At 68.1% G+C, this 18,071-nt stretch carries 20 protein-coding genes; 11 read left to right on the forward strand and 9 right to left on the reverse strand.

Translation table 11 applies throughout. The features are described 5' to 3' along the window. Position 1: 1 nt before the first annotated feature. From KY493_RS10915 to KY493_RS10930, 4 genes are read right to left on the reverse strand one after another with little or no spacing between them, the layout of a single operon-like run. On the reverse strand, positions 2-1,183 hold the full coding sequence (locus tag KY493_RS10915) for an acetyl-CoA C-acyltransferase (RefSeq protein WP_219896366.1): 1,182 nt from the start codon (positions 1,181-1,183) through the stop codon (positions 2-4). A gap of 34 nt (positions 1,184-1,217) precedes the next feature. Beyond that, positions 1,218-3,197: an acetyl/propionyl/methylcrotonyl-CoA carboxylase subunit alpha gene (locus tag KY493_RS10920; protein ID WP_219896367.1), complete on the reverse strand. Its 1,980-nt coding sequence runs from the start codon at positions 3,195-3,197 to the stop codon at positions 1,218-1,220. 23 nt (positions 3,198-3,220) lie between these two features. Further along, entirely contained in the window at positions 3,221-3,958 is a 738-nt protein-coding gene (locus KY493_RS10925; RefSeq protein WP_219896368.1) for a type II toxin-antitoxin system death-on-curing family toxin, read from the reverse strand. Positions 3,959-3,964: 6 nt separating this feature from the next. Continuing rightward, entirely contained in the window at positions 3,965-5,500 is a 1,536-nt protein-coding gene (locus KY493_RS10930; RefSeq protein WP_219896369.1) for an acyl-CoA carboxylase subunit beta, read from the reverse strand. 219 nt (positions 5,501-5,719) lie between these two features. Here KY493_RS10930 and KY493_RS10935 point away from each other — a divergent pair, with 219 nt between their 5' ends. Continuing rightward, entirely contained in the window at positions 5,720-7,423 is a 1,704-nt protein-coding gene (locus KY493_RS10935; RefSeq protein ID WP_219896370.1) for an MFS transporter, read from the forward strand. Between the two features lie 60 nt (positions 7,424-7,483). On the opposite strand, the gene KY493_RS10940 is transcribed toward KY493_RS10935, so the two are convergent. Together KY493_RS10940 and KY493_RS10945 are read right to left on the reverse strand one after the other, a co-directional pair. Continuing rightward, positions 7,484-8,131, reverse strand: coding sequence for a hypothetical protein (locus tag KY493_RS10940; RefSeq protein WP_219896371.1), 648 nt, complete (start codon positions 8,129-8,131; stop codon positions 7,484-7,486). 47 nt (positions 8,132-8,178) lie between these two features. Next, the gene (locus tag KY493_RS10945; RefSeq protein WP_219896372.1) at positions 8,179-8,529 is read right to left on the reverse strand and encodes a hypothetical protein; all 351 of its coding nucleotides are present in this window, start codon (positions 8,527-8,529) and stop codon (positions 8,179-8,181) included. Positions 8,530-8,668: 139 nt separating this feature from the next. On the opposite strand from KY493_RS10945, the gene dusA reads away from it, so the two are divergent. The 4 genes from dusA to KY493_RS10965 all read left to right on the forward strand — a co-directional run bounded on the left by dusA (position 8,669) and on the right by KY493_RS10965 (position 12,025). Continuing rightward, positions 8,669-9,688 carry a tRNA dihydrouridine(20/20a) synthase DusA gene (gene dusA, locus KY493_RS10950; RefSeq protein WP_219896373.1) on the forward strand — a complete coding sequence of 340 codons (1,020 nt, stop codon included), beginning with the start codon at positions 8,669-8,671 and terminating at the stop codon, positions 9,686-9,688. A gap of 94 nt (positions 9,689-9,782) precedes the next feature. Beyond that, positions 9,783-10,457: a hypothetical protein gene (locus tag KY493_RS10955; RefSeq protein WP_219896374.1), complete on the forward strand. Its 675-nt coding sequence runs from the start codon at positions 9,783-9,785 to the stop codon at positions 10,455-10,457. A gap of 47 nt (positions 10,458-10,504) precedes the next feature. Beyond that, a complete protein-coding gene (locus KY493_RS10960) occupies positions 10,505-11,329 on the forward strand; it encodes a sulfite exporter TauE/SafE family protein (RefSeq protein WP_219896375.1) in 825 nt (274 codons plus the stop codon). Between the two features lie 111 nt (positions 11,330-11,440). Next, positions 11,441-12,025 (forward strand): 3D domain-containing protein, encoded by a 585-nt coding sequence (locus KY493_RS10965; RefSeq protein WP_219896376.1) that lies wholly within the window; start codon positions 11,441-11,443, stop codon positions 12,023-12,025. Positions 12,026-12,091: 66 nt separating this feature from the next. Here KY493_RS10965 and KY493_RS10970 read toward each other — a convergent pair whose 3' ends face one another. Both KY493_RS10970 and KY493_RS10975 read right to left on the reverse strand, forming a co-directional pair. Further along, the gene (locus KY493_RS10970; RefSeq protein WP_219896377.1) at positions 12,092-12,415 is read right to left on the reverse strand and encodes an Mpo1-like protein; all 324 of its coding nucleotides are present in this window, start codon (positions 12,413-12,415) and stop codon (positions 12,092-12,094) included. Between the two features lie 80 nt (positions 12,416-12,495). Then, positions 12,496-14,403, reverse strand: a complete 1,908-nt coding sequence (locus KY493_RS10975) for a DEAD/DEAH box helicase (protein ID WP_219896378.1) — start codon at positions 14,401-14,403, stop codon at positions 12,496-12,498. Positions 14,404-14,600: 197 nt separating this feature from the next. Here KY493_RS10975 and KY493_RS10980 point away from each other — a divergent pair, with 197 nt between their 5' ends. Continuing rightward, positions 14,601-14,810 carry a flagellar basal body rod C-terminal domain-containing protein gene (locus tag KY493_RS10980; protein ID WP_219896379.1) on the forward strand — a complete coding sequence of 70 codons (210 nt, stop codon included), beginning with the start codon at positions 14,601-14,603 and terminating at the stop codon, positions 14,808-14,810. Positions 14,811-14,872: 62 nt separating this feature from the next. Then, positions 14,873-15,478: a YbhB/YbcL family Raf kinase inhibitor-like protein gene (locus KY493_RS10985; RefSeq protein ID WP_219896380.1), complete on the forward strand. Its 606-nt coding sequence runs from the start codon at positions 14,873-14,875 to the stop codon at positions 15,476-15,478. On the opposite strand, the gene KY493_RS10990 is transcribed toward KY493_RS10985, so the two are convergent. Then, positions 15,454-16,158, reverse strand: a complete 705-nt coding sequence (locus KY493_RS10990; protein ID WP_219896381.1) for a helix-turn-helix domain-containing protein — start codon at positions 16,156-16,158, stop codon at positions 15,454-15,456. The two genes, KY493_RS10985 and KY493_RS10990, sit on opposite strands and share 25 nt — an antisense overlap. A gap of 58 nt (positions 16,159-16,216) precedes the next feature. On the opposite strand from KY493_RS10990, the gene KY493_RS10995 reads away from it, so the two are divergent. The 4 genes from KY493_RS10995 to KY493_RS11010 are packed head-to-tail and all read left to right on the forward strand — an operon-like array spanning position 16,217 to position 18,045. Continuing rightward, positions 16,217-16,663, forward strand: a complete 447-nt coding sequence (locus KY493_RS10995; RefSeq protein ID WP_219896382.1) for a VOC family protein — start codon at positions 16,217-16,219, stop codon at positions 16,661-16,663. 4 nt (positions 16,664-16,667) lie between these two features. Beyond that, the gene (locus tag KY493_RS11000; RefSeq protein ID WP_219896383.1) at positions 16,668-17,129 is read left to right on the forward strand and encodes an SRPBCC family protein; all 462 of its coding nucleotides are present in this window, start codon (positions 16,668-16,670) and stop codon (positions 17,127-17,129) included. After that, positions 17,126-17,566, forward strand: coding sequence for a VOC family protein (locus tag KY493_RS11005; RefSeq protein WP_219896384.1), 441 nt, complete (start codon positions 17,126-17,128; stop codon positions 17,564-17,566). Before KY493_RS11000 ends, KY493_RS11005 begins: the two co-directional genes overlap by 4 nt. After that, the gene (locus KY493_RS11010; RefSeq protein ID WP_219896385.1) at positions 17,563-18,045 is read left to right on the forward strand and encodes a VOC family protein; all 483 of its coding nucleotides are present in this window, start codon (positions 17,563-17,565) and stop codon (positions 18,043-18,045) included. The genes KY493_RS11005 and KY493_RS11010 overlap by 4 nt, the downstream gene beginning before the upstream one ends. The last annotated feature ends 26 nt before the right edge of the window (positions 18,046-18,071 follow it).

An 18,071-nucleotide genomic window follows, 5' to 3' on the forward strand; every position in this document is an offset into this window, starting at 1 on the left:
GTCAGGCCAGCTCGACCGCCATGGCCACGGCCTCGCCGCCGCCGATGCACAGCGACGCCACGCCCTTGGAGCCGCCCCGCGCCTTAAGCGCCGAGATCAGGGTCGCCAGCACCCGCGCGCCGGAGGCGCCGATCGGATGGCCCAGCGCACAGGCGCCGCCGTTCACATTCACCTTGGCGTGGTCGATGTTCATCTCGCGCATGGCGATCATCGGAACCACCGCAAAGGCCTCGTTGATCTCCCACAGGTCCACGTCGTCCACCGACCAGCCCGCCTTCTTCAGCGTCTTCTGCATCGCCGGCACAGGGGCGGTGGTGAAGTGACCGGGCGCATGCGCGTGCGCGGCGTGGCTGACCACGCGCGCCAGGATCGGCAGCCCCAGCGCCTCGGCTGTGCTCTGGCGCGTCATCACCACGGCGGCCGCGCCGTCCGAGATCGAAGACGCGTTGGCGGCGGTGATGGTCCCGTCCTTGGAGAAGGCGGGTTTCAGCGTCGGGATCTTGGCCGGATCGGCCTTGGTCGGCTGTTCGTCGACGGCGACCGTCTCCACGCCCTTGCGGGTCTTGACCTCGACCGGGACGATCTCGGAGGCGAAGCCGGCTCCGGTCGCGGCGGCGCGGGCGCGGTTCAGGCTTTCGACCGCATAGTCGTCCATGGCCTGGCGGGTGAACTGGTATTCGGCCGCCGTCTCCTCGGCGAAGGCGCCCATCAGCTTGCCCGTGTCATAGGCGTCTTCCAGCCCGTCCAGGTACATGCTGTCGGAGATCACGTCGTGGCCGATCCGGGCGCCGCCGCGGTGCTTGGCCATGACGTAGGGCGCGCCGGTCATGGACTCCATACCGCCGGCCACGATCACGTCGGCGGTCTCGGCCTTCAACGCATCGTGCGCCATCATCACGGCCTGGAGGCCCGAGCCGCACATCTTGTTGACGGTGGTCGCCTCCACATGCTGGCCCAGCCCGGCGCCGATCGCCGCCTGGCGCGCCGGCGCCTGGCCCAGACCGGCCGACAGCACGCAGCCCATGTAGATCTGCTCGACCTTGTCGGCCGAAACGCCCGCGCGCTCGACCGCCGCCCTGACCGCGACGGCGCCCAGTTCGGTGGCCTTCACGCCGGACAGCGCGCCTTGGAAGCCGCCCATCGGCGTGCGCGCGACGGAGCAGATGACGACCGGATCGGACATGATGTTTCCCTGAACTTTCTTGTTGTTCTGCAGCTTACTGGAATTCGACAAGCACGTCGTCGGCGGCCACGGGGTCGCCGGCCTTGGCGCCGACGGCCTTCACCACGCCGTCGCGTTCGGCCTTCAAGATATTCTGCATTTTCATGGCTTCAATGATCGCGACCGTTTCTCCGGTCTTGACCGCCTGGCCGACGCTGACCGGCACCGAGACGACCAGCCCCGGCATCGGCGATTGGATCAGCTTCGAGGTGTCGGCGGCCTGCTTCTCCGGCAGGCGGGCGAAGAACTCGGCCGCACGCGGGGTCATAACCCGCACGCGCGCCCTGGCCGCCCGGTGACGGATGTCGAAGCCGTCGGCGACGCGCTTCACCTCGGCGGTGAACGGCTCGCCGTCCAGTTCGGCGCGGAACTGCGGCAGGCCCGGCCGCCAGTCGATCTCGGTCAGCCGCGCATGTCCGCCGCCGGTGAAGGCCAGGAGCAGCGCCTCGTCCTCGTCGTAGCTCAGGCTGACGCCGTGCGGCGCCTTGTCCACCAGCACGATCCAGTCGGTGCGGTCGGACGGATAGCCCGCCTGTTCGCTGATGATCTCGTGCATGGCCATGCCGGCGGCGATCAGGATTCCTGTCTGGCGACGAACGGGGGTCAGGCCGTGGAAGCCGTCGGGGAACTCGTCCTTGATGTAGCTGGTCGACAGATTGCCTGAGCGGAACCGCTCCTGATCCATCACCGCCGACAGAAAGGGGATGTTGTGCCCCAGGCCCGACAGGTGCGTGTCCTCCAGCGCCCGCGCCATGCCGTCCACGGCCGCGTCGCGCGTCGGTCCCCAGGCGCACAGCTTGGCGATCATGGGGTCGTAGAACATGCTGATCTCGTCGCCCTCGCGCACGCCGGAATCGTTGCGGACGGTGTAGCCGTCCTGCTCGCCCTCCTCCGGCTGCTCATAGCGGACCAGCCGGCCGATGGAGGGCAGGAAGCCGCGATACGGGTCCTCGGCGTAGATGCGGCTTTCGATGGCCCAGCCGTCGATCTTCAGGTCGTCCTGCCCGAACGCCAGCGCCTCGCCCCAGGCCGAGCGGATCATCTGCTCCACCAGATCGACGCCGGTGATCAGTTCGGTGACCGGATGCTCGACCTGCAGCCGGGTGTTCATCTCCAGGAAGAAGAAGCTCTTGTCCTGTCCGGCCACGAACTCGACCGTGCCGGCGGAATCGTAGTTCACGGCCATGGCCAGGGCGACGGCCTGCGCGCCCATGGCGGCGCGGGTCTGTTCGTCCAGCAGGGGGGACGGCGCCTCCTCGATGACCTTCTGATTGCGGCGCTGGATCGAGCATTCACGCTCGAACAGGTGGACGACATGGCCGTGCTTGTCGCCCAGCACCTGGATCTCGATGTGGCGCGGATCGACGATGAACTTTTCCAGGAACACCCGGTCGTCGCCGAAGGCGGCCATGGCCTCGGCCTTCACGGCGGCGAAGCCCTCGGCCATGTCGTCGTCGCCGTGCGCCACGCGGATGCCCTTGCCGCCGCCGCCGGCCGAGGCCTTGATCATCACCGGATAGCCGATCTCACGCGCGATATTCACCGCCTCGTCCGGCGTCTCGATCAGGCCCATATGGCCCGGCACGGTCGAAACCCCCGCCTCGGCCGCCAGCTTCTTGGAGCTGATCTTGTCGCCCATGGCCTCGATGGCCTCCGGGTTCGGCCCGATGAAGGCGATGCCCTCGTCCCGCAACCGCCGCGCGAAGCCCGCGTTCTCGCTCAGGAAGCCGAAGCCCGGATGCACGGCCTGCGCGCCCGTTTGGCGCACCGCCTCCACGATCTTGTCGGCAAGCAGATAGGACTGCGCCGCAGGCGCCGGCCCGATCAGCACCGCCTCGTCGGCCATCTCGACCGCCAGCGACCCGGCGTCGGCCTCCGAATAGACCTGCACAGTCTGGATGCCCATCTTGCGGCAGGTCTTGATGATCCGAACCGCGATCTCGCCCCGGTTGGCGATGAGGATTTTGGAGAACATTGCAAATCTCAGTCGATAAGGTTTCAGGTCTTAGCCAAACGCTGCAGCGCTGCCATGTAGCGGTAAATCTCTTCTCGCTCGTCCATAAACCCTTGCTTAAATTCACCTGCCGACAGACCTGACTTAACTTGCGTAAGACCAAGTTTTTTCAGATAATTTCTGACGACCGGACCTGCAAACGTCCTAGTTTTCTTACTGAACTTAACACCACCAACATCCGTGTTAATGCTAAACGACCGTCCACCGTCGGTTTTTTTCACTCTAGCTCCCGCCAGTTCCGACATCTTGATGAAGTCATTTGCAGATGTTGTGCCAAATCTATTGTCTAGCGCCTCAGTATTTTGAGACAGCCATTGGGAAATTTCGATCACAATCTGATCGACATTTCTTGCATTGCTATCCGGAAAATTATCAGCGGTCACATCTAGCGTGAAATTATATAGCAAATCATCATCTACATTCCGGCACAGAACCTTGTCATTTCTATGCAAAGAAGTGAGCATAGCAACGAGAGCAGTTCTCTTGTTTCCGTTATGGAATGCGTGATTTTTTATAAGGCTATGAAATAGAGCTGCGGTTTTTTCGGTAAGCGTTTTGTACTTATCCACACCTCCAATCCCAGTGTGCGGCCTTTGACACGCAGACTCTAGCAACCCCTCGCTCTTCACACCTGGAGGCGAGATAGGATCTTCGGATTTTTCAAATACATCTACAAGCTCAAAGTGTATTCGACGAACATCTTCTACATTAGGAAACCACATAATGCCTCACAACGGAATATTGTCGTGCTTCTTCCAGGGGTTCTCCTGGACCTTGTTCTTCAGCGTCCGCAGCGCCTTCACCAGCCGCCGCCTTGTCCCGTGCGGCATGATGACGTCGTCGATGTATCCCAGCCCCGCCGCCACGAACGGGTTGGCGAAGCGCTCCTTGTATTCGGCCTCGCGGTCCGCCAAGGCGTCAGGATCGCCGGCCTCCTTGCGGAAGATGATCTCGACCGCCCCCTTGGCGCCCATCACCGCGATCTCGGCCGAGGGCCAGGCGTAGTTGACGTCGCCGCGCAGGTGTTTGGAGCTCATCACGTCATAGGCGCCGCCATAGGCCTTGCGCGTGATCACCGTCAGCTTGGGCACGGTGGCCTCGGCATAGGCGAACAGCAGCTTGGCCCCGTGCTTGATCAGGCCGCCGTATTCCTGGCGCGTGCCGGGCATGAAGCCGGGCACGTCCACCAGCGTCACCAGCGGGATGTGGAAGGCGTCGCAGAAGCGCACGAAGCGCGCGGCCTTGCGGCTGCTGTCGATGTCCAGCACGCCGGCCAGCACCTGCGGCTGGTTGGCGACGATGCCCACCGGCTGGCCGTCCAGCCGGCCGAAGCCGCACACGATATTGCGGGCGAAGTCGGCGCCGATCTCGAAGAAGTCGGCCTCGTCCACGACCTTCCCGATCAGTTCCTTCATGTCGTAGGGCTGGTTGGGATTGGCGGGCACCAGGGTGTCCAGGCTGGGCTCGTCCCGCTCCGGCTCGTCATAGCTGTCGCGCACCGGCGGCTTTTCGCGGTTCGACAGCGGCAGAAAGCCGATCAGGCGCCGCACCTCGGCCAAGGCCTCAAGGTCATTCTCGAACGCGCCGTCCGCCACGCCCGACTTGCCGGCGTGAACGCGGGCGCCGCCCAGGTCCTCGTGGCTGACCACCTCATTGGTGACGGTCTTCACCACGTCGGGGCCGGTCACGTACATGTAGGAGGTGTCCTTCACCATGAAGATGAAGTCGGTGATGGCGGGCGAATAGACGTCGCCGCCCGCGCACGGGCCCATGATGACGCTGATCTGCGGAATGACGCCCGAGGCCAGCGTGTTCTGCAGAAAGATGTCGGCATAGCCGGCCAGGCTCTCGACACCCTCCTGGATGCGCGCGCCGCCGGCGTCGAACAGGCCGATGATCGGCGCACCGTTGGTCAGGGCCATCTTCTGGATCTTGACGATCTTGGCCGCGTGCGCCCCCGACAGCGATCCGCCGAAGACGGTGAAGTCCTTGGAGAAGACATAGACCAGCCGCCCGCCGATGGTCCCGCGCCCGGTCACCACGCCGTCGCCGGGGATGCGCTGCTTTTCCATGCCGAAGTCGTGGGAGCGATGCTCCACGAACATGTCGGTTTCCTCAAAGGAGCCTTCGTCCAGCAGCACCTCGATCCGCTCGCGCGCCGTCAGCTTGCCCTTGGCGTGCTGGGCCGCGATGCGCGTCTCGCCCCCGCCCAGCCGGGCGACCGCGCGCCGGCGCTCCAGTTCGTCGATGATCGACTGGCTCATAGACATCCTCGCCCTGATGCGACGCCGTCGCCGCCGTGGATCGACGGTCGCGGTTCGCGTGCGCCGGACGCCGCATGCGCCCGTCCCGACCCTCTGCGCCGGTCGTTCGATCCTGTGAAGGGGCGCCCCCAATGTCAAACCGGGGCAAGGACTTGCCGGCGACGGCGAATAAGGCGCGCATGGGGGCAACAGCCGTCCCGCTGAACCGTTTGCAGGCCCATGCCGTCCGTCGCCGATACGCCCTCCCAAGCCTCGCCCCCGCCGGCCGACACGCCCCCCGCCATGCCGACCTCGCCGTGGGCCCTGCCGATCTTTCGGGCGGTGTGGCTGGCCAGCATGGCGTCGAACTTCGGCGGACTGATCCAGTCGGTCGGCGCCTCGTGGATGATGACCTCGCTGGACGCCTCGCCCCAGATGATCGCCCTGGTCCAGGCCTCGACCACGCTTCCGATCATGCTGCTGTCGCTTTGGGCCGGAGCGGTCGCGGACAATCTGGATCGACCCTGGGTCATGCTGTCGGCGCAGGGCTTCATGCTGACGGTGTCGATCGTGCTGGCCGCCTGCGCCTGGGGCGGGGTGCTGACGCCGTGGCTGCTGCTGGGCTTCACCTTCCTGATCGGCTGCGGCACCGCCATCAACAATCCGGCCTGGCAGGCCTCGGTCGGCGACATGGTCCCGCGCTCTGTCCTGCCCACCGCCGTGGCGCTGAACAGCATGGGCTTCAACATCGCCCGCAGCCTGGGTCCGGCCATCGGCGGGGTGATCGTCGGCACCTTCGGCGCGGCGGCGGCCTTTCTGACCAACGCCTTCAGCTATGTCGCCCTGATCGTGGTGCTGGCCCGCTGGCGCCCCGCGCGCCCGCCGCGCCTGTTGCCGCGCGAGAAGCTGGGCATGGCGATGGAGGCGGGGCTTCGCTACGTCGCCCTGTCGCCCGGCATACGACGCGTGCTGTTCCGGGCCTGTGTCTTCGGCTTGGCCGCCAGCGCCGTGCCGGCCCTGATGCCGCTGGTGGCGCGCGACCTAGTGGGCGGCGGACCGTTCGTCTACGGCCTGCTGCTGGGCGCTTTCGGCGTGGGCGCGGTCGGCGGAGCCCTGTCATCCACCCGCCTGCGGCAGCGTCTGTCGGCCGAATGGATCGTGCGGGTCGCCTCGATGGGTCTCGCGGCCGGGGCCGCCGGCGCGGCGCTCAGCCCCACGCTGGTTCTGACCCTGCCGTGCCTCGCCCTTGCCGGCGCCGGCTGGGTGCTGGCGTTGTCGACCTTCAACGTCACGGTACAGATATCGGCCCCGCGCTGGGTCGTGGCCCGGGCGCTCGCGCTTTATCAGATGGCGGCCTTTGGCGGCATGGCGGCCGGCAGCTGGATCTTCGGCGGCCTGGCCGGGGATCATGGCGTAGCCACCGCCCTGCTCGCCGCCGCGGCGGTTCAGCTCGGCGGCGCGTTGCTGGGCTTCCTTCTGCCCGTCCCGCGCATGCAGATGCTGGACCTGGATCCGCTCGGTCGTTTCCAGGAGCCGGAGACCGCCGTCCCGGTCGAGCCGCGCACCGGCCCGGTGGTGGTCACCATCGAATATCGGATCGCGCCCGAGCGGGTCGTCGCCTTCCTCCACGTCATGACCGAGCGCCGCCGCATCCGCCGCCGCGACGGCGCCAAGCACTGGACCCTGCTGCGCGACCTGGGCGAGCCCGACCTGTGGATCGAGCGCTATCATGTGGCGACCTGGCTGGACTATGTCCGCCACAACCAGCGCCGCACCAAGGCCGATGTGGACAACAGCGACGCCATCCTGGCCCTGCATTCCGGCCCCGAGCGCCCACGCGTCCACCGCATGATCGAGCGCCAGACCAGCACCCTGCCCTGGTCGCGCCATGTCGATCCGCGCGAAATGACCGACGCCCTGACCGACCCGACCCGCTCCACATAAGAAAAACGGCGGCCCTCCGTCAGGAGAGCCGCCGCTCATCAGTCAGCGCGCGGATGCGCCTTAGCGGTACTGGGCCCGCTCGCGCTCGATCTGCTCGCTGGAGTACGGGTCGGCGTTCGGATCAAAGGCCGACCAGCCGGTCTGCCGATAGGCTTCGCCACGCGTCGTGGCGTCGAAGCCGCGACGTCCGTTCAGGATGCCTTCCAGCCGGTCGCGATCGTGATCGTCGGCCTTGATGCTGACCAGGGTGCCGCCGCGACGCACGCCCTCGGCATAGACGTTGGCCTCTTCGTCGCTGTGGCCGGCTTCCTTCAGGGCGCCGAGGAGGCCGCCCGTCGCGCCGCCGATCGCCGCGCCCGCCGCTGCGCCGACCGCCGTCGAGGCCAGCCAGCCGGCGGCGACCACCGGACCGAGGCCCGGAATGGCCAGCATGCCCAGACCCGCCAGCAGGCCGCCGGCCGCGCCCAGCACGCCGCCGGTGGTCGCGCCCTTGCCGGCGCCGTCTGCGGCATCGTTCTCGCCATCGCCGTTGCGATCGCCCAGCGGGCCGCCGGCGGCGCGATCAGGGTGCGAATGGCCGGCGTGCCAGTTGTCGGTGTTGTTCGAGACAATGCTGATGCGGTCGTGATCGACGCCTGCGGCTTCGAGGTCCGAGACGGCGTCGAGGGCTTGCGAGTGGCTGTCGAACAGTCGTGTGATGGTCGCCATGGGGCGCCTCCTTTGGTGTGTTGGTGCGAGAGGGGCTTGGGCGTGCGCTACTGCGCGCTCACCACGCCCTTGTAGTCGACCGAGACCGTGGTCTGGGCGCCGTCGCGGCTGGCGGTGGCCGACCAGACGCCCTGGTCGTTCTGGCTGAGCGCGCCGACGTCGGTGTAGCCCTGCTTTTCGATGGCTTCGCGCGCCTGGCCTTCGGTGAAGGAGTTGGCGCCGGGCGTCAGGGCGCCCTGCTGGGACGTGTCGGCGGTATCGACGGCCGGGTTGCGCGGCGCTTCCGACGAGGAAACGGCCGGGCCTTCAACGGGTCCGGTTTCGGGTGCGGCGTCGTTGTCGCCGCAGGCCGCCAGCAGCGACGCGGTCGCCGCGAGGGCGAGAACGGGTTTGATCATGGGCTTTCCCTTCCGAGGTTGCCCAGTGGGAAGAACCCTGTCCCCCTATGGTTCCCCTGCGAGGCGAGAAGCCGCGCCCCGTTCGCCTTTCGCGCGCGCCGTCGCTATAGAAGCCGGCCCATCCGCAATCGACCTCGCCATGCCGCCCGCTCTCCTGGACAGAAGGCTGTCCATCGCCCCGATGATGGACTGGACCGACCGGCACTGCCGCGCCTTTCACCGCGCGCTGACCGGCCGAGCCTTGCTCTATACCGAGATGGTCACGGCGCCGGCGGTGATCCACGGCGACCGCGAGCGTCTGCTGGGCTTTGATGCGGTCGAGCATCCGGTGGCGCTGCAGCTGGGCGGATCGGACCCGGTCCAATTGGCCGAGGCGGCGCGGATCGGCGCGGCCTTCGGCTATGACGAGATCAATCTGAACGTCGGCTGCCCCTCCGATCGGGTCCAGTCCGGCCGCTTCGGCGCCTGCCTGATGAGGGAGCCCGAACTGGTCGCCGACTGCATGGCCGCGATCATCGAGGCCGTGGACGTGCCCGCCACCGTCAAATGCCGCATCGGCGTGGACGACCAGGACCCGGCCGAAAGCCTGTTCGCCACGGTGGACGCCTCGGCGCGCGCGGGCGTCTCGACCTTCATCATCCATGCGCGCAAGGCCTGGCTGAAGGGTCTGTCGCCCAAGGAGAACCGCGACGTGCCGCCGCTGGACTACGCCCTGGTGCGGCGGCTGAAGCGCGAGCGGCCGCACCTGTCGATCTCGATCAACGGCGGCATTGCTTCGCTCGACGAGGCCGAGGCGCACCTGGACAGCGCCGACGGCGTGCAGTTGGACGGCGTCATGCTGGGCCGCGCCGCCTATCACGAGCCGGCGATCCTGGGACAGGCCGACCGTCGCCTGTTCGGGGACGCCGGACCCGACATCGACGCCTTTGCGGCGCTGGAACGCTATCGTCCCTACATGGCCGCGCGGCTGGCCGAAGGCGTGGGGCTCGCTTCCATGACACGACACATGCTGGGCCTGATGCACGGCCGGCCGGGCGCGCGCGCCTTTCGCCGCATCCTGACGGTGGACGCCATCCGACCCGGCGCTGGTCTCGAGGTGGTGGACCGCGCCGCCGACGCCGTGCGCGAGGCGGAGAGCCGCCGCGACGACGCCGCCTGATCATGCCGCCCGCAAGCTTGGCTGCAAACCTCCCTTAAGGGCTGCTTGGTAACGGGAGTCCGGACCCCCTTCTTCCCCTCCGGAGCCCTCCCCAATGAACCGCCTCGCCCGCAAGGCCGCCGTGGCCGTCGCCCTCGCCGCCGCGCCCGCCGCGGCCCTCGCCCAGGTCCCCGGCCCCATCGCCGTCGGCGCCCAGGTCGGCACGCCGGGTTTCGGCGCCAACATTCAGTTCGCGCTCAACGACCTGGTCGTGCTGCGCGGCGGCTACGACGTGCTGCAATGGGACCGCGACGACAGCTATCAGGACGTCGATTACAATGCCGAGATCGACTTCAAGTCGCCGGGCGCCTTTGTCGACCTGCACCCGTTCCGCAACAGCTTCTTTGTCTCGGGCGGCGCCTATTTCGGCGAGCGCGGCGTGGACCTGGACGCCACCCCGACCCGTGACGTGCGCATCGGCGGCGTGACCTTCACCCCCGCCCAGGTCGGTCGCCTCGACGGCCGCATCGACCTTGAGGACACCGCCCCCTTCGCCGGCATCGGCTTCGACAACACCTTTACGCGCGGTGGCCGGCTGGGCTTCCGCTTCACCGCCGGCGCGGTGTTCGGCGATGCGCCGGTCGTGGACCTGCAGTCCAGCGGCGGGACCTTCTCCGACAATCCCCTGTTCCAGGAGCGCCTGCGCCAGGAAGAGGCCGAAATCCAGGAAGACGCCGACGACTACAAGGTCCTGCCGGTCGTGCAACTGGGCCTGAACTACCGCTTCTGAGGCTGACCAACGGGGACAGGGCGCCGCCGGGCCGCTAGAAGGCGGCGATGAGCGCCCTGCCCGTGTCCGAACTGATCGCCCTGGTCGCCGCTCTGGCCGCCGCCGGGCTGATCGGAGGCTTGATCGCCGGCCTGTTCGGCGTCGGGGGCGGGACCGTTCTGGTGCCCGCCCTCTTCTATGCCTTTGAGGCGCTGGGCGTGGGCGGCGAGGGCAATCTGCACACCGCCATCGGCACCTCGCTTCTGACCATCGTCGCCACCTCCTGGCGCTCGCTGGGCGCGCACCGAGCTTTGGGGGCGGTGGACGAGCAGGTGCTGAAAAGCTGGACGCCCTGGGTGGCGCTGGGCGGCCTGGTTGGGGCGGGCCTGGCAGGGATCACCAGCATGGGCGGGCTGGCGATCGTCTATGGCGTGTGCCTGACGCTGGTGGCGGCGCAGATGGGGCTTCTGCCCGAGCGGATGACGCTGCGGCGAGACCTGCCGACCGGATGGGGCCGCAGGATCATCGGCGGGCTGATCGGCCTGTTCTCGGCCCTGATGGGCGTCGGGGGCGGCAGTTTCGGCGGCATGACCATGACCCTGTGCGGCCGGCCCATCCATCAGGCGGTGGCCACCGCCTCCGGCTTCGGCTTGGCGATCGGCGCAGCCGCGGCGCTCGGATTCGTGGTCTTCGGCTGGGATGCGGGCGGCCGGCCGCCGTTCTCGCTGGGCTATGTGAACTTTCCGGCGGGGATAATCCTTGGCTCGATCACCGTGCTGACCGCGCCGTTCGGTGCGCGGCTGGCGCACCGTATGAGCCGGACTCTTCTGAGAAAAACCTTCGCGGTCTATCTGCTGGCCACCGCGGCGTCGGTGTTGATCAAGGCGCTCTAGTCAGGGGATGACCCCAAAGGGCGCACGGCTTTGCCACATTCTCGCCTCATCCCCTACCGACAAGGCATGCGTCGGCTGCGTTGGGGGCCGGGGTCTCCGCGAGACAAGTCGATGATCGGCACGGCCGCTGCGTTCGCCATGCTCTGGGCAATGGTGTTTCCCGTCACTGATGCGTCTGCATCCGACGGTCCCATCCCGTACGAAGCCGCAGTCGCTGCGGACTCGAACAAGAGCAAAACACCCGATGCGAGCATCGGTTCCGACGAACAAGCGGCCGGCGAAGATCACGCTCTCGACGCCCAGCAAGCCGAACTGATGGACGGCGATCCGGATTGGCGCCCGTCGGCGCGCCTCTATCATGCGGGCGGCGGCGGCGCGACGGGGCGGGATTCGCTGGGTTGCCAGCCGATCGCCATGCGCACCGTGGCCGTCGATCCCAAGGTCATTCCCCGCCGCACCCGCCTGTTCATCCGCGAAACGGTCGGCATGCGCCTGGCCGACGGCACGCGTCACGACGGCTACTGGTACGCCTCCGACACCGGCGGCGCGATCAAGGGCCAGAAGGTAGACCTGTTCACCGGCCATGGCCGCGGCTCCATGGCACAGGCCCAGCGCCTCAACATGCGCACCCTGACGGTCGCCGACGCCGGCCGCTTCGACGGCTGCCCCCCGCCCTGGGAAAGCGCCTCCAACTAGGTCTGCGTCAGACACACAAAAGGGCGGCCGGTGCGAACCGGCCGCCCTTTTGTGTTGTTTGCAGGATCAGAAGCGCCGCTTGCCGCTGACCGTCTCGAAGAACAGGCGGAAGTCGCCCATCAGGCTCCACATCGGATACTGGAAGGTCGCCGGCCGGTTCTTCTCAAAGGCGAAATGCCCGACCCAGGCGAAGCCGTAACCCAGCACCGGCATGGCCAGCAGCCACCACGGATTCATCGTCACGACCGCCAGCAGAAAGGCCGCGATCACCAGCCCTGTCCCCACCACATGGATGCGCCGGCATGTCCGGTTGGAATGCTGGTGAATGTAGAAGGGATAAAAGGCCTCAAACGAAGCAAAGCGGCCTTCGGGCGTGTGCGACTGGCTCATGGACGCGATGCTGCGCCTGCATCAACGAACTGACAAGCCTGGGGCGCGCCCATCCCTGCGCCGCAGGGATGGGTCCTGCATCAGCTCGGCCGCTTGCCCTTGAACCCGGTCTTCTTGAAGCCGCCTTCCTTGAAGCCCGGCTTGGGCTTGAACGGCTTCTTGGCGCCCGCATGGGAGAACGGCTTGTCGCCGGCCGGGCGCGGCGCGCCCTCGGCACGGGGCTGGTAAGGCTTCTTCTTGAACGCCGGGCGGGCTTCGCCGCCTTCGCCTTCCGCCCGCTTGAAGGGCGGCTTCTTGACGAAGGGGCGCGCGCCCTCACCGTCCTCGCGCCGGGCGCGCTTGAACGAGCCGGGGGTGGGCGCCTCCGACGGCGTGATCTTGACCTCTTCATTCGAGGCGGCGACCGCATCGCGGAACGCCTTTTCGTGCGACTTGGCGATCTCGAACCGGGTCTCTTCCGGGAAGGTGCGGATGGCGCCGATCTGAGGCTTGGCGATGCCGCCGACGCGACAGATCAGCGGGATCAGCCACTTGGGATCGGCGTTGCGATTGCGGCCGATGTCCATGCGGAACCAGGTCACCTCGTCCGGCTGCAGCCGCTCGCCCGGCCACGGCGTGGGCGCCAGCTCGTCGCCACCCTCGCTGCGGACCCTTTCGCGCCTTTGCGGCTGCCGGTCCGCGCCCGGATCGGACAGCTCTTCCGGCGCCGGCAGGTCGGCGCGGCGAAGGCGGACCAGGGCGGCGGCGATCTCTTCCGGCGTCCGCTCGGCGATCAGGCGCTTGGCCAGGATCATGTCCTCGTCGGTGACTTCGGCCTCAAAGAATTCGGGCGCCACAAGGCGATCCTCGTCGGCCTTGCGGATCTGGTCGAATGTCGGCGCGCCCTGCCACACGGCCTCGACGCCGGCCTCGGCCAGCAGCCGTTCGGCCTTTCGCCGACGCGAGTGCGGCACCATCAGCACCGACACGCCCTTCTTGCCCGCCCGTCCCGTCCGGCCCGACCGGTGCAGCAGCGCCGCGCGGTTCACCGGCAGCTCGGCGTGGATCACAAGGCCAAGATCGGGCAGGTCCAGCCCGCGCGCCGCCACATCGGTGGCCACGCACACCCGCGCCCGGCCGTCCCGCAGGGCTTGCAGCGCATCCGTCCGCTCGCGCTGGCCCATCTCGCCCGACAGGCTGACCGAGGCGAAGCCCCGCTCCAGCAGCGACGCCTGAAGGTGGCGCACCGAGTCCCGCGTCGAGCAGAACACCATGGCCCGACCCGCCTCGAACCAGCGCAGGGTGTTGACCGTGGCGTGCTCGATCTCGTTGGGCGCGATGCGTAGCGCGCGATATTCGATGTCGCCGTGCGGCCGGCTCTTGTCCGTGGCGTCGATCCGCACCGCGTCGCGCTGATAGCGCTTGGCCAGGGTCGCGATCTCGCGGGCGATGGTGGCCGAGAACAGCAGCGTCCGACGTTCGGGCGGCGACTGCTCCAGGATGAACTCCAGGTCCTCGCGGAAGCCCATGTCCAGCATCTCGTCGGCCTCGTCGAGCACCAGCACCTTCAGCGCCGACAGGTCCAGGTTGTCGCGCTCGATATGGTCCTTCAGGCGGCCGGGCGTCCCCACCACGATGTGGACGCCGAAGTTCAGGGCGCGGGCTTCCTTGCGCGCATCCATGCCGCCGACGCAGGTGGTGATCTTGGCCCCCGCCTCGGCATAGAGCCAGCTCAGCTCCTGGGCGACCTGCAGCGCCAGCTCGCGGGTCGGCGCGATGGCGAGCGCGAGAGGCGCATCGGCCGGCCCGAACGTCTCGGCCTCGCCCAGCAGACTGCCCGCCGCCGCCAGGCCGAACGCCACCGTCTTGCCGGACCCGGTCTGGGCCGAGACCAGCAGGTCCTGCTCGCCCAACCCTTCCAGAACGGCGGCCTGCACCGGCGTCGGCTCGGCGTAGCCCTTGTTGGCGAGCGCGCGGTCGAGCGCGGGGTGGACGGCGGGAAAGGGCATCGGGAACCTGGATAAACGGACAAGGCGGCCGCTTGAAACGACCGCGCCCGGCGCAAGGACAAGCCTCGGCCGGGCGGAAAGATGCGTCTTTATACACGGATCAAGGCGCGCGTGCGGCCGATTTCGCCGTTCACCCTGTTCCTTCAGCCGCCATTGAGGCTGCGCGCCCATGCTGGGCGGCGAAGGAGACCGTGTTCATGCAGGCCGTGTCCATCGCCGCCGCCGGGATGTCGAACGCGCTGAACCGGTTCGAGACCAGCGCCCGCCGCACCGCTTCCGGATCGCTTCAGACCCTCGAGCAGGAGGTGGTGGAGCAGGTCCAGGCCAAGACCGCCTTCAGCGCCAACATCGCCGTCATCCGCACGGCCGACGAGATGATGGGCGCGCTGCTCGACCTCAAGGTCTGACGGCCAAGCCGAACGGACCCGCCGCTGGCGGGTTGTTTCCTGCAGCAGCAAGGAGTCCCCGCATGTCGCACGCCGCCCACCCCGAACACTCCGGCCAGGCCATCACCTTCGTCAAGGTCGAGCCCTATACCGAGGGCGTGCTCCTGGTCACTTCCGACGCCGTGGACGTCGACGGCTGGCTGGACCCGGTGCATGCGCAGTCGGGCGACGAGACCTCGCCGGCGCTGAGCTGGGAAGCGTCGCCCGGCGTCGTCTCCTACCTGCTGGTGGTCGAGGATCCGGACGCGCCGCAAGAGGCCCCGGTGGTGCACTGGTTGATGTGGAACATCCCCGGCTCCCTGCACGGCCTGCCCGCCGGCCTCGACAAGGTTTCAGAGCCCGAAGGCTCAGGCGGCGCGATCCAGGGGCTGAACAGCCACGGCAAGCCCGGCTGGCTCGGCATGGCCCCGCCCGAGGGGCATGGCCCGCACCGCTATCATTTCCAGCTGTTCGGCCTCGATCGCCGTCTGGACCTCGCGCCGGACACCTCCCTGGCCGACATCGTCAATGTGCTGAAGGGCGCGACCGTGGCCAAGGGCGAGCTGGTCGGCCTGTTCGAAGTGCGCGGCCCCATGGACGAACCCTCGCCCGCCCGCACCGGCAGCTACGGCTCCGAGCCGGCGACCTGAGCTCCGGCGGTCTCGGCTTTCGGCGGCATGTGGAAGAAGCCGACGAACCGCTCGAACACCGCCGCATCGCCCGCGACCCTCATCCCGTCGAGCGCCTCGGGCGGCGCCTTGCCATGGACGGCGGCGGCGACCAGCGGCGGGGCCGCCGTCACGACAACCTCCGCTCCCTTGGGCTCGCCTCGCCAGGCCTCCAGTCGCCCGTCCGCGACCCGCACTGCCATCCGGTCCTCGCCCAGCACAAAGCCCAGCGTCATCCGCGCCTCGCCCGCCAGACGGGGATCGAACATCGTCTTGAACGACAGCATCAGCGACACAGCGCTGAGCGGCAGGGTCGGATCGTGGCTCGGCGAGCGCGCCGCCCAGCGCCCCAGCACCATGAACACCGGCTCGATCTCCAGCCCCCATTCCGTCGCCTCATAGACCTGGACCGAGGCGGGCGGCGCCAGCTTGCGTTTTCGCACCAGCCCCGACGCCTCCAGTCCCTCCAGCCTCTGCGTCAGCACATTGGCGCTGACCCCGCACAGGTCGCGCCTGAGGTCCCCGAACCGCCTCGGCCCCAGCATCAGCTCGCGCATCACCAGCAGCGCCCAGCGATCCCCCACCAGATCCAGCCCGTGCGCCGCGCCGCAGGCGTCATGATACCGCCGCGCCTTGTCATTGGTTATTTTTTCTAACTTCATCGTTGACTAAGATAAGCAGGCGAGTCCAGATGGGAAGGCCAAGAAGGAGAGAAACGCCATGCCGAAGATGATTTTCGTCAACCTGCCGGTCACGGACCTCGCCCGGTCCACCGCCTTCTACGAAGCGATCGGGGCGACCCGGAACCCGATGTTCAGCGACGAGACCGCCGCCTGCATGGTGTTCTCCGACACCATCCACGCCATGCTGCTGACCCACGACAAGTGGCGCACCTTCACCGACCGGACGATCCCCGACGCCCAGGCCAGCGCCCAGGTGCTGCTGTGCCTGTCCGAAGACTCTCGCGCCGGCGTGGACCGCGTGATCGACGCGGGCGCCGCCGCCGAAGGTCGGGGCGATCCGAACCCCCGACAGGACTACGGCTTCATGTACGGCCGCAGCGTCGCCGACCCGGACGGCCACATCTGGGAGGTCATGTGGATGGACCCGGCCGCCGTCGCGCAAGGCCCCGAAGCCTTTGCCGCCAACGATCTCGCGCCCGCGTGACGCCATGACCGATCGTCACGAACTGAGCGTCACCCGCCTGATCCAGGCCTCGCCCGAGGCGGTGTGGCGCATCTACACCGAGCGGTCGGCGGAATGGTTTTGTCCCCGCCCCTGGACCACGCCGGTCGTGGACTGGGACCTGCGAGCCGGCGGCCGCTGCAACACGACCCTGCAGTCGCCGGAGGGCGAGCGGCATCCCTATGAAGGCGTGTTCCTTGAGGTCGATCCCGGCCGCCGCCTGGTGTCGACGGGCGCCATGACGGCTGGATGGATACCGCAGAACAGTGATATGAACTTCGTCCGGATCGACACGTTCGAGCCGGAAGGCGACGCCACCCGCTTCACCTCCCGCGCCCTGCACTGGACCGCCGAGGCGGCCGACACGCACAGGACCATGGGCTTCGAGGCCGGCTGGGGCGCGGTCGCCGACCAGTTGGCGGCTCTGGCCGAAGGATCGGGATCATGAAGGTCACGCCCAATCTGATGTTCCGCACCGAGGCGCGCGAGGCGTTCGGCTTCTACGCCGAGGTGCTGCGCGCCGACCGGCTCGACTTTGTCGCCATGGCCGACGTGCCTGGCGCGGCCGAACACGTCGGCGCCGAGTGGCTGGACAAGGTCGCCCATGCATGGATGCAGATCGGCGACCAGGCCATCATGGGCTCCGACAGCCCACCGGGCGTCTGCGCCGACGGCATGGAGACCGGCGTCGGGCCGGGGGCCGGTTCGGTCGCCCTGCACTTCGACGATCTGGAAGAGGCGCGCCGCGTGTTCGACGCCCTGGGCGCGGGCGGCGCGGTTCAGATGCCGTTCGGCCCGTCGCCCTGGTCGCCCGGCTTCGGCATGCTGCGCGACCGCTTCGGCAAGGACTGGATGATCAACACCAACGCGGAGCCCGCATCATGAGCGACAAGATCGTCCCCTGCCTGTGGTTCAACGGCGACGGCGAGGAGGCGGCGCGCTTCTATGTCTCGCTGCTGCCCGACAGCCGCATCGATGCGGTCAACCGTTCGCCGGTCGACACGCCGTCCGGCCCCGCCGGCTCGGTGCTGACGATCCAGTTCACCCTGGCCGGCCGCGCCTATCTGGCGCTGAACGGCGGGCCGGACTTTCCCTTCAACCAGTCCGTCTCGTTCCAGGTCCTGACCGACGATCAGGCCGAGACCGACCGGCTGTGGGACGCCCTGGTCACAGGCGGCGGGCGCGAGGTTCAGTGCGGCTGGCTCATCGATCGCTGGGGCCTGTCCTGGCAGGTCACGCCGCGCCGCCTGATGGAGCTGACCACCGACCCGGATCCCGCCCGCGCCAGGGCGGCGATGGAGGCCATGATGACCATGGTCAAGATCGACATCGCGGCGCTGGACCGCGCCGTCGCCAACGCCTGATCCCCGTTCAACCGAGAAGGAGGAGA

Origin of the sequence: Brevundimonas sp. PAMC22021 (assembly GCF_019443405.1) — a bacterium.
Taxonomy (GTDB): domain Bacteria; phylum Pseudomonadota; class Alphaproteobacteria; order Caulobacterales; family Caulobacteraceae; genus Brevundimonas.

Bases quoted from the DNA above. Each gene is read 5' to 3' on its own strand.
- KY493_RS10920 (WP_219896367.1), bottom strand. From the start codon at position 3,197: ATGTTCTCCAAAATCCTCATCGCCAACCGGGGCGAGATCGCGGTTCGG.
- KY493_RS10985 (WP_219896380.1), top strand. From the start codon at position 14,873: ATGTCGCACGCCGCCCACCCCGAACACTCCGGCCAGGCCATCACCTTC.
- dusA (WP_219896373.1), top strand. From the start codon at position 8,669: ATGCCGCCCGCTCTCCTGGACAGAAGGCTGTCCATCGCCCCGATGATG.
- KY493_RS10990 (WP_219896381.1), bottom strand. From the start codon at position 16,158: ATGAAGTTAGAAAAAATAACCAATGACAAGGCGCGGCGGTATCATGAC.
- KY493_RS10970 (WP_219896377.1), bottom strand. From the start codon at position 12,415: ATGAGCCAGTCGCACACGCCCGAAGGCCGCTTTGCTTCGTTTGAGGCC.
- KY493_RS10940 (WP_219896371.1), bottom strand. From the start codon at position 8,131: ATGGCGACCATCACACGACTGTTCGACAGCCACTCGCAAGCCCTCGAC.
- KY493_RS10925 (WP_219896368.1), bottom strand. From the start codon at position 3,958: ATGTGGTTTCCTAATGTAGAAGATGTTCGTCGAATACACTTTGAGCTT.
- KY493_RS10960 (WP_219896375.1), top strand. From the start codon at position 10,505: ATGAGCGCCCTGCCCGTGTCCGAACTGATCGCCCTGGTCGCCGCTCTG.
- KY493_RS11010 (WP_219896385.1), top strand. From the start codon at position 17,563: ATGAGCGACAAGATCGTCCCCTGCCTGTGGTTCAACGGCGACGGCGAG.
- KY493_RS10930 (WP_219896369.1), bottom strand. From the start codon at position 5,500: ATGAGCCAGTCGATCATCGACGAACTGGAGCGCCGGCGCGCGGTCGCC.
- KY493_RS10945 (WP_219896372.1), bottom strand. From the start codon at position 8,529: ATGATCAAACCCGTTCTCGCCCTCGCGGCGACCGCGTCGCTGCTGGCG.
- KY493_RS10980 (WP_219896379.1), top strand. From the start codon at position 14,601: ATGCAGGCCGTGTCCATCGCCGCCGCCGGGATGTCGAACGCGCTGAAC.
- KY493_RS10955 (WP_219896374.1), top strand. From the start codon at position 9,783: ATGAACCGCCTCGCCCGCAAGGCCGCCGTGGCCGTCGCCCTCGCCGCC.
- KY493_RS10915 (WP_219896366.1), bottom strand. From the start codon at position 1,183: ATGTCCGATCCGGTCGTCATCTGCTCCGTCGCGCGCACGCCGATGGGC.
- KY493_RS11005 (WP_219896384.1), top strand. From the start codon at position 17,126: ATGAAGGTCACGCCCAATCTGATGTTCCGCACCGAGGCGCGCGAGGCG.
- KY493_RS10975 (WP_219896378.1), bottom strand. From the start codon at position 14,403: ATGCCCTTTCCCGCCGTCCACCCCGCGCTCGACCGCGCGCTCGCCAAC.
- KY493_RS10935 (WP_219896370.1), top strand. From the start codon at position 5,720: ATGCCGTCCGTCGCCGATACGCCCTCCCAAGCCTCGCCCCCGCCGGCC.
- KY493_RS10965 (WP_219896376.1), top strand. From the start codon at position 11,441: ATGATCGGCACGGCCGCTGCGTTCGCCATGCTCTGGGCAATGGTGTTT.
- KY493_RS11000 (WP_219896383.1), top strand. From the start codon at position 16,668: ATGACCGATCGTCACGAACTGAGCGTCACCCGCCTGATCCAGGCCTCG.
- KY493_RS10995 (WP_219896382.1), top strand. From the start codon at position 16,217: ATGCCGAAGATGATTTTCGTCAACCTGCCGGTCACGGACCTCGCCCGG.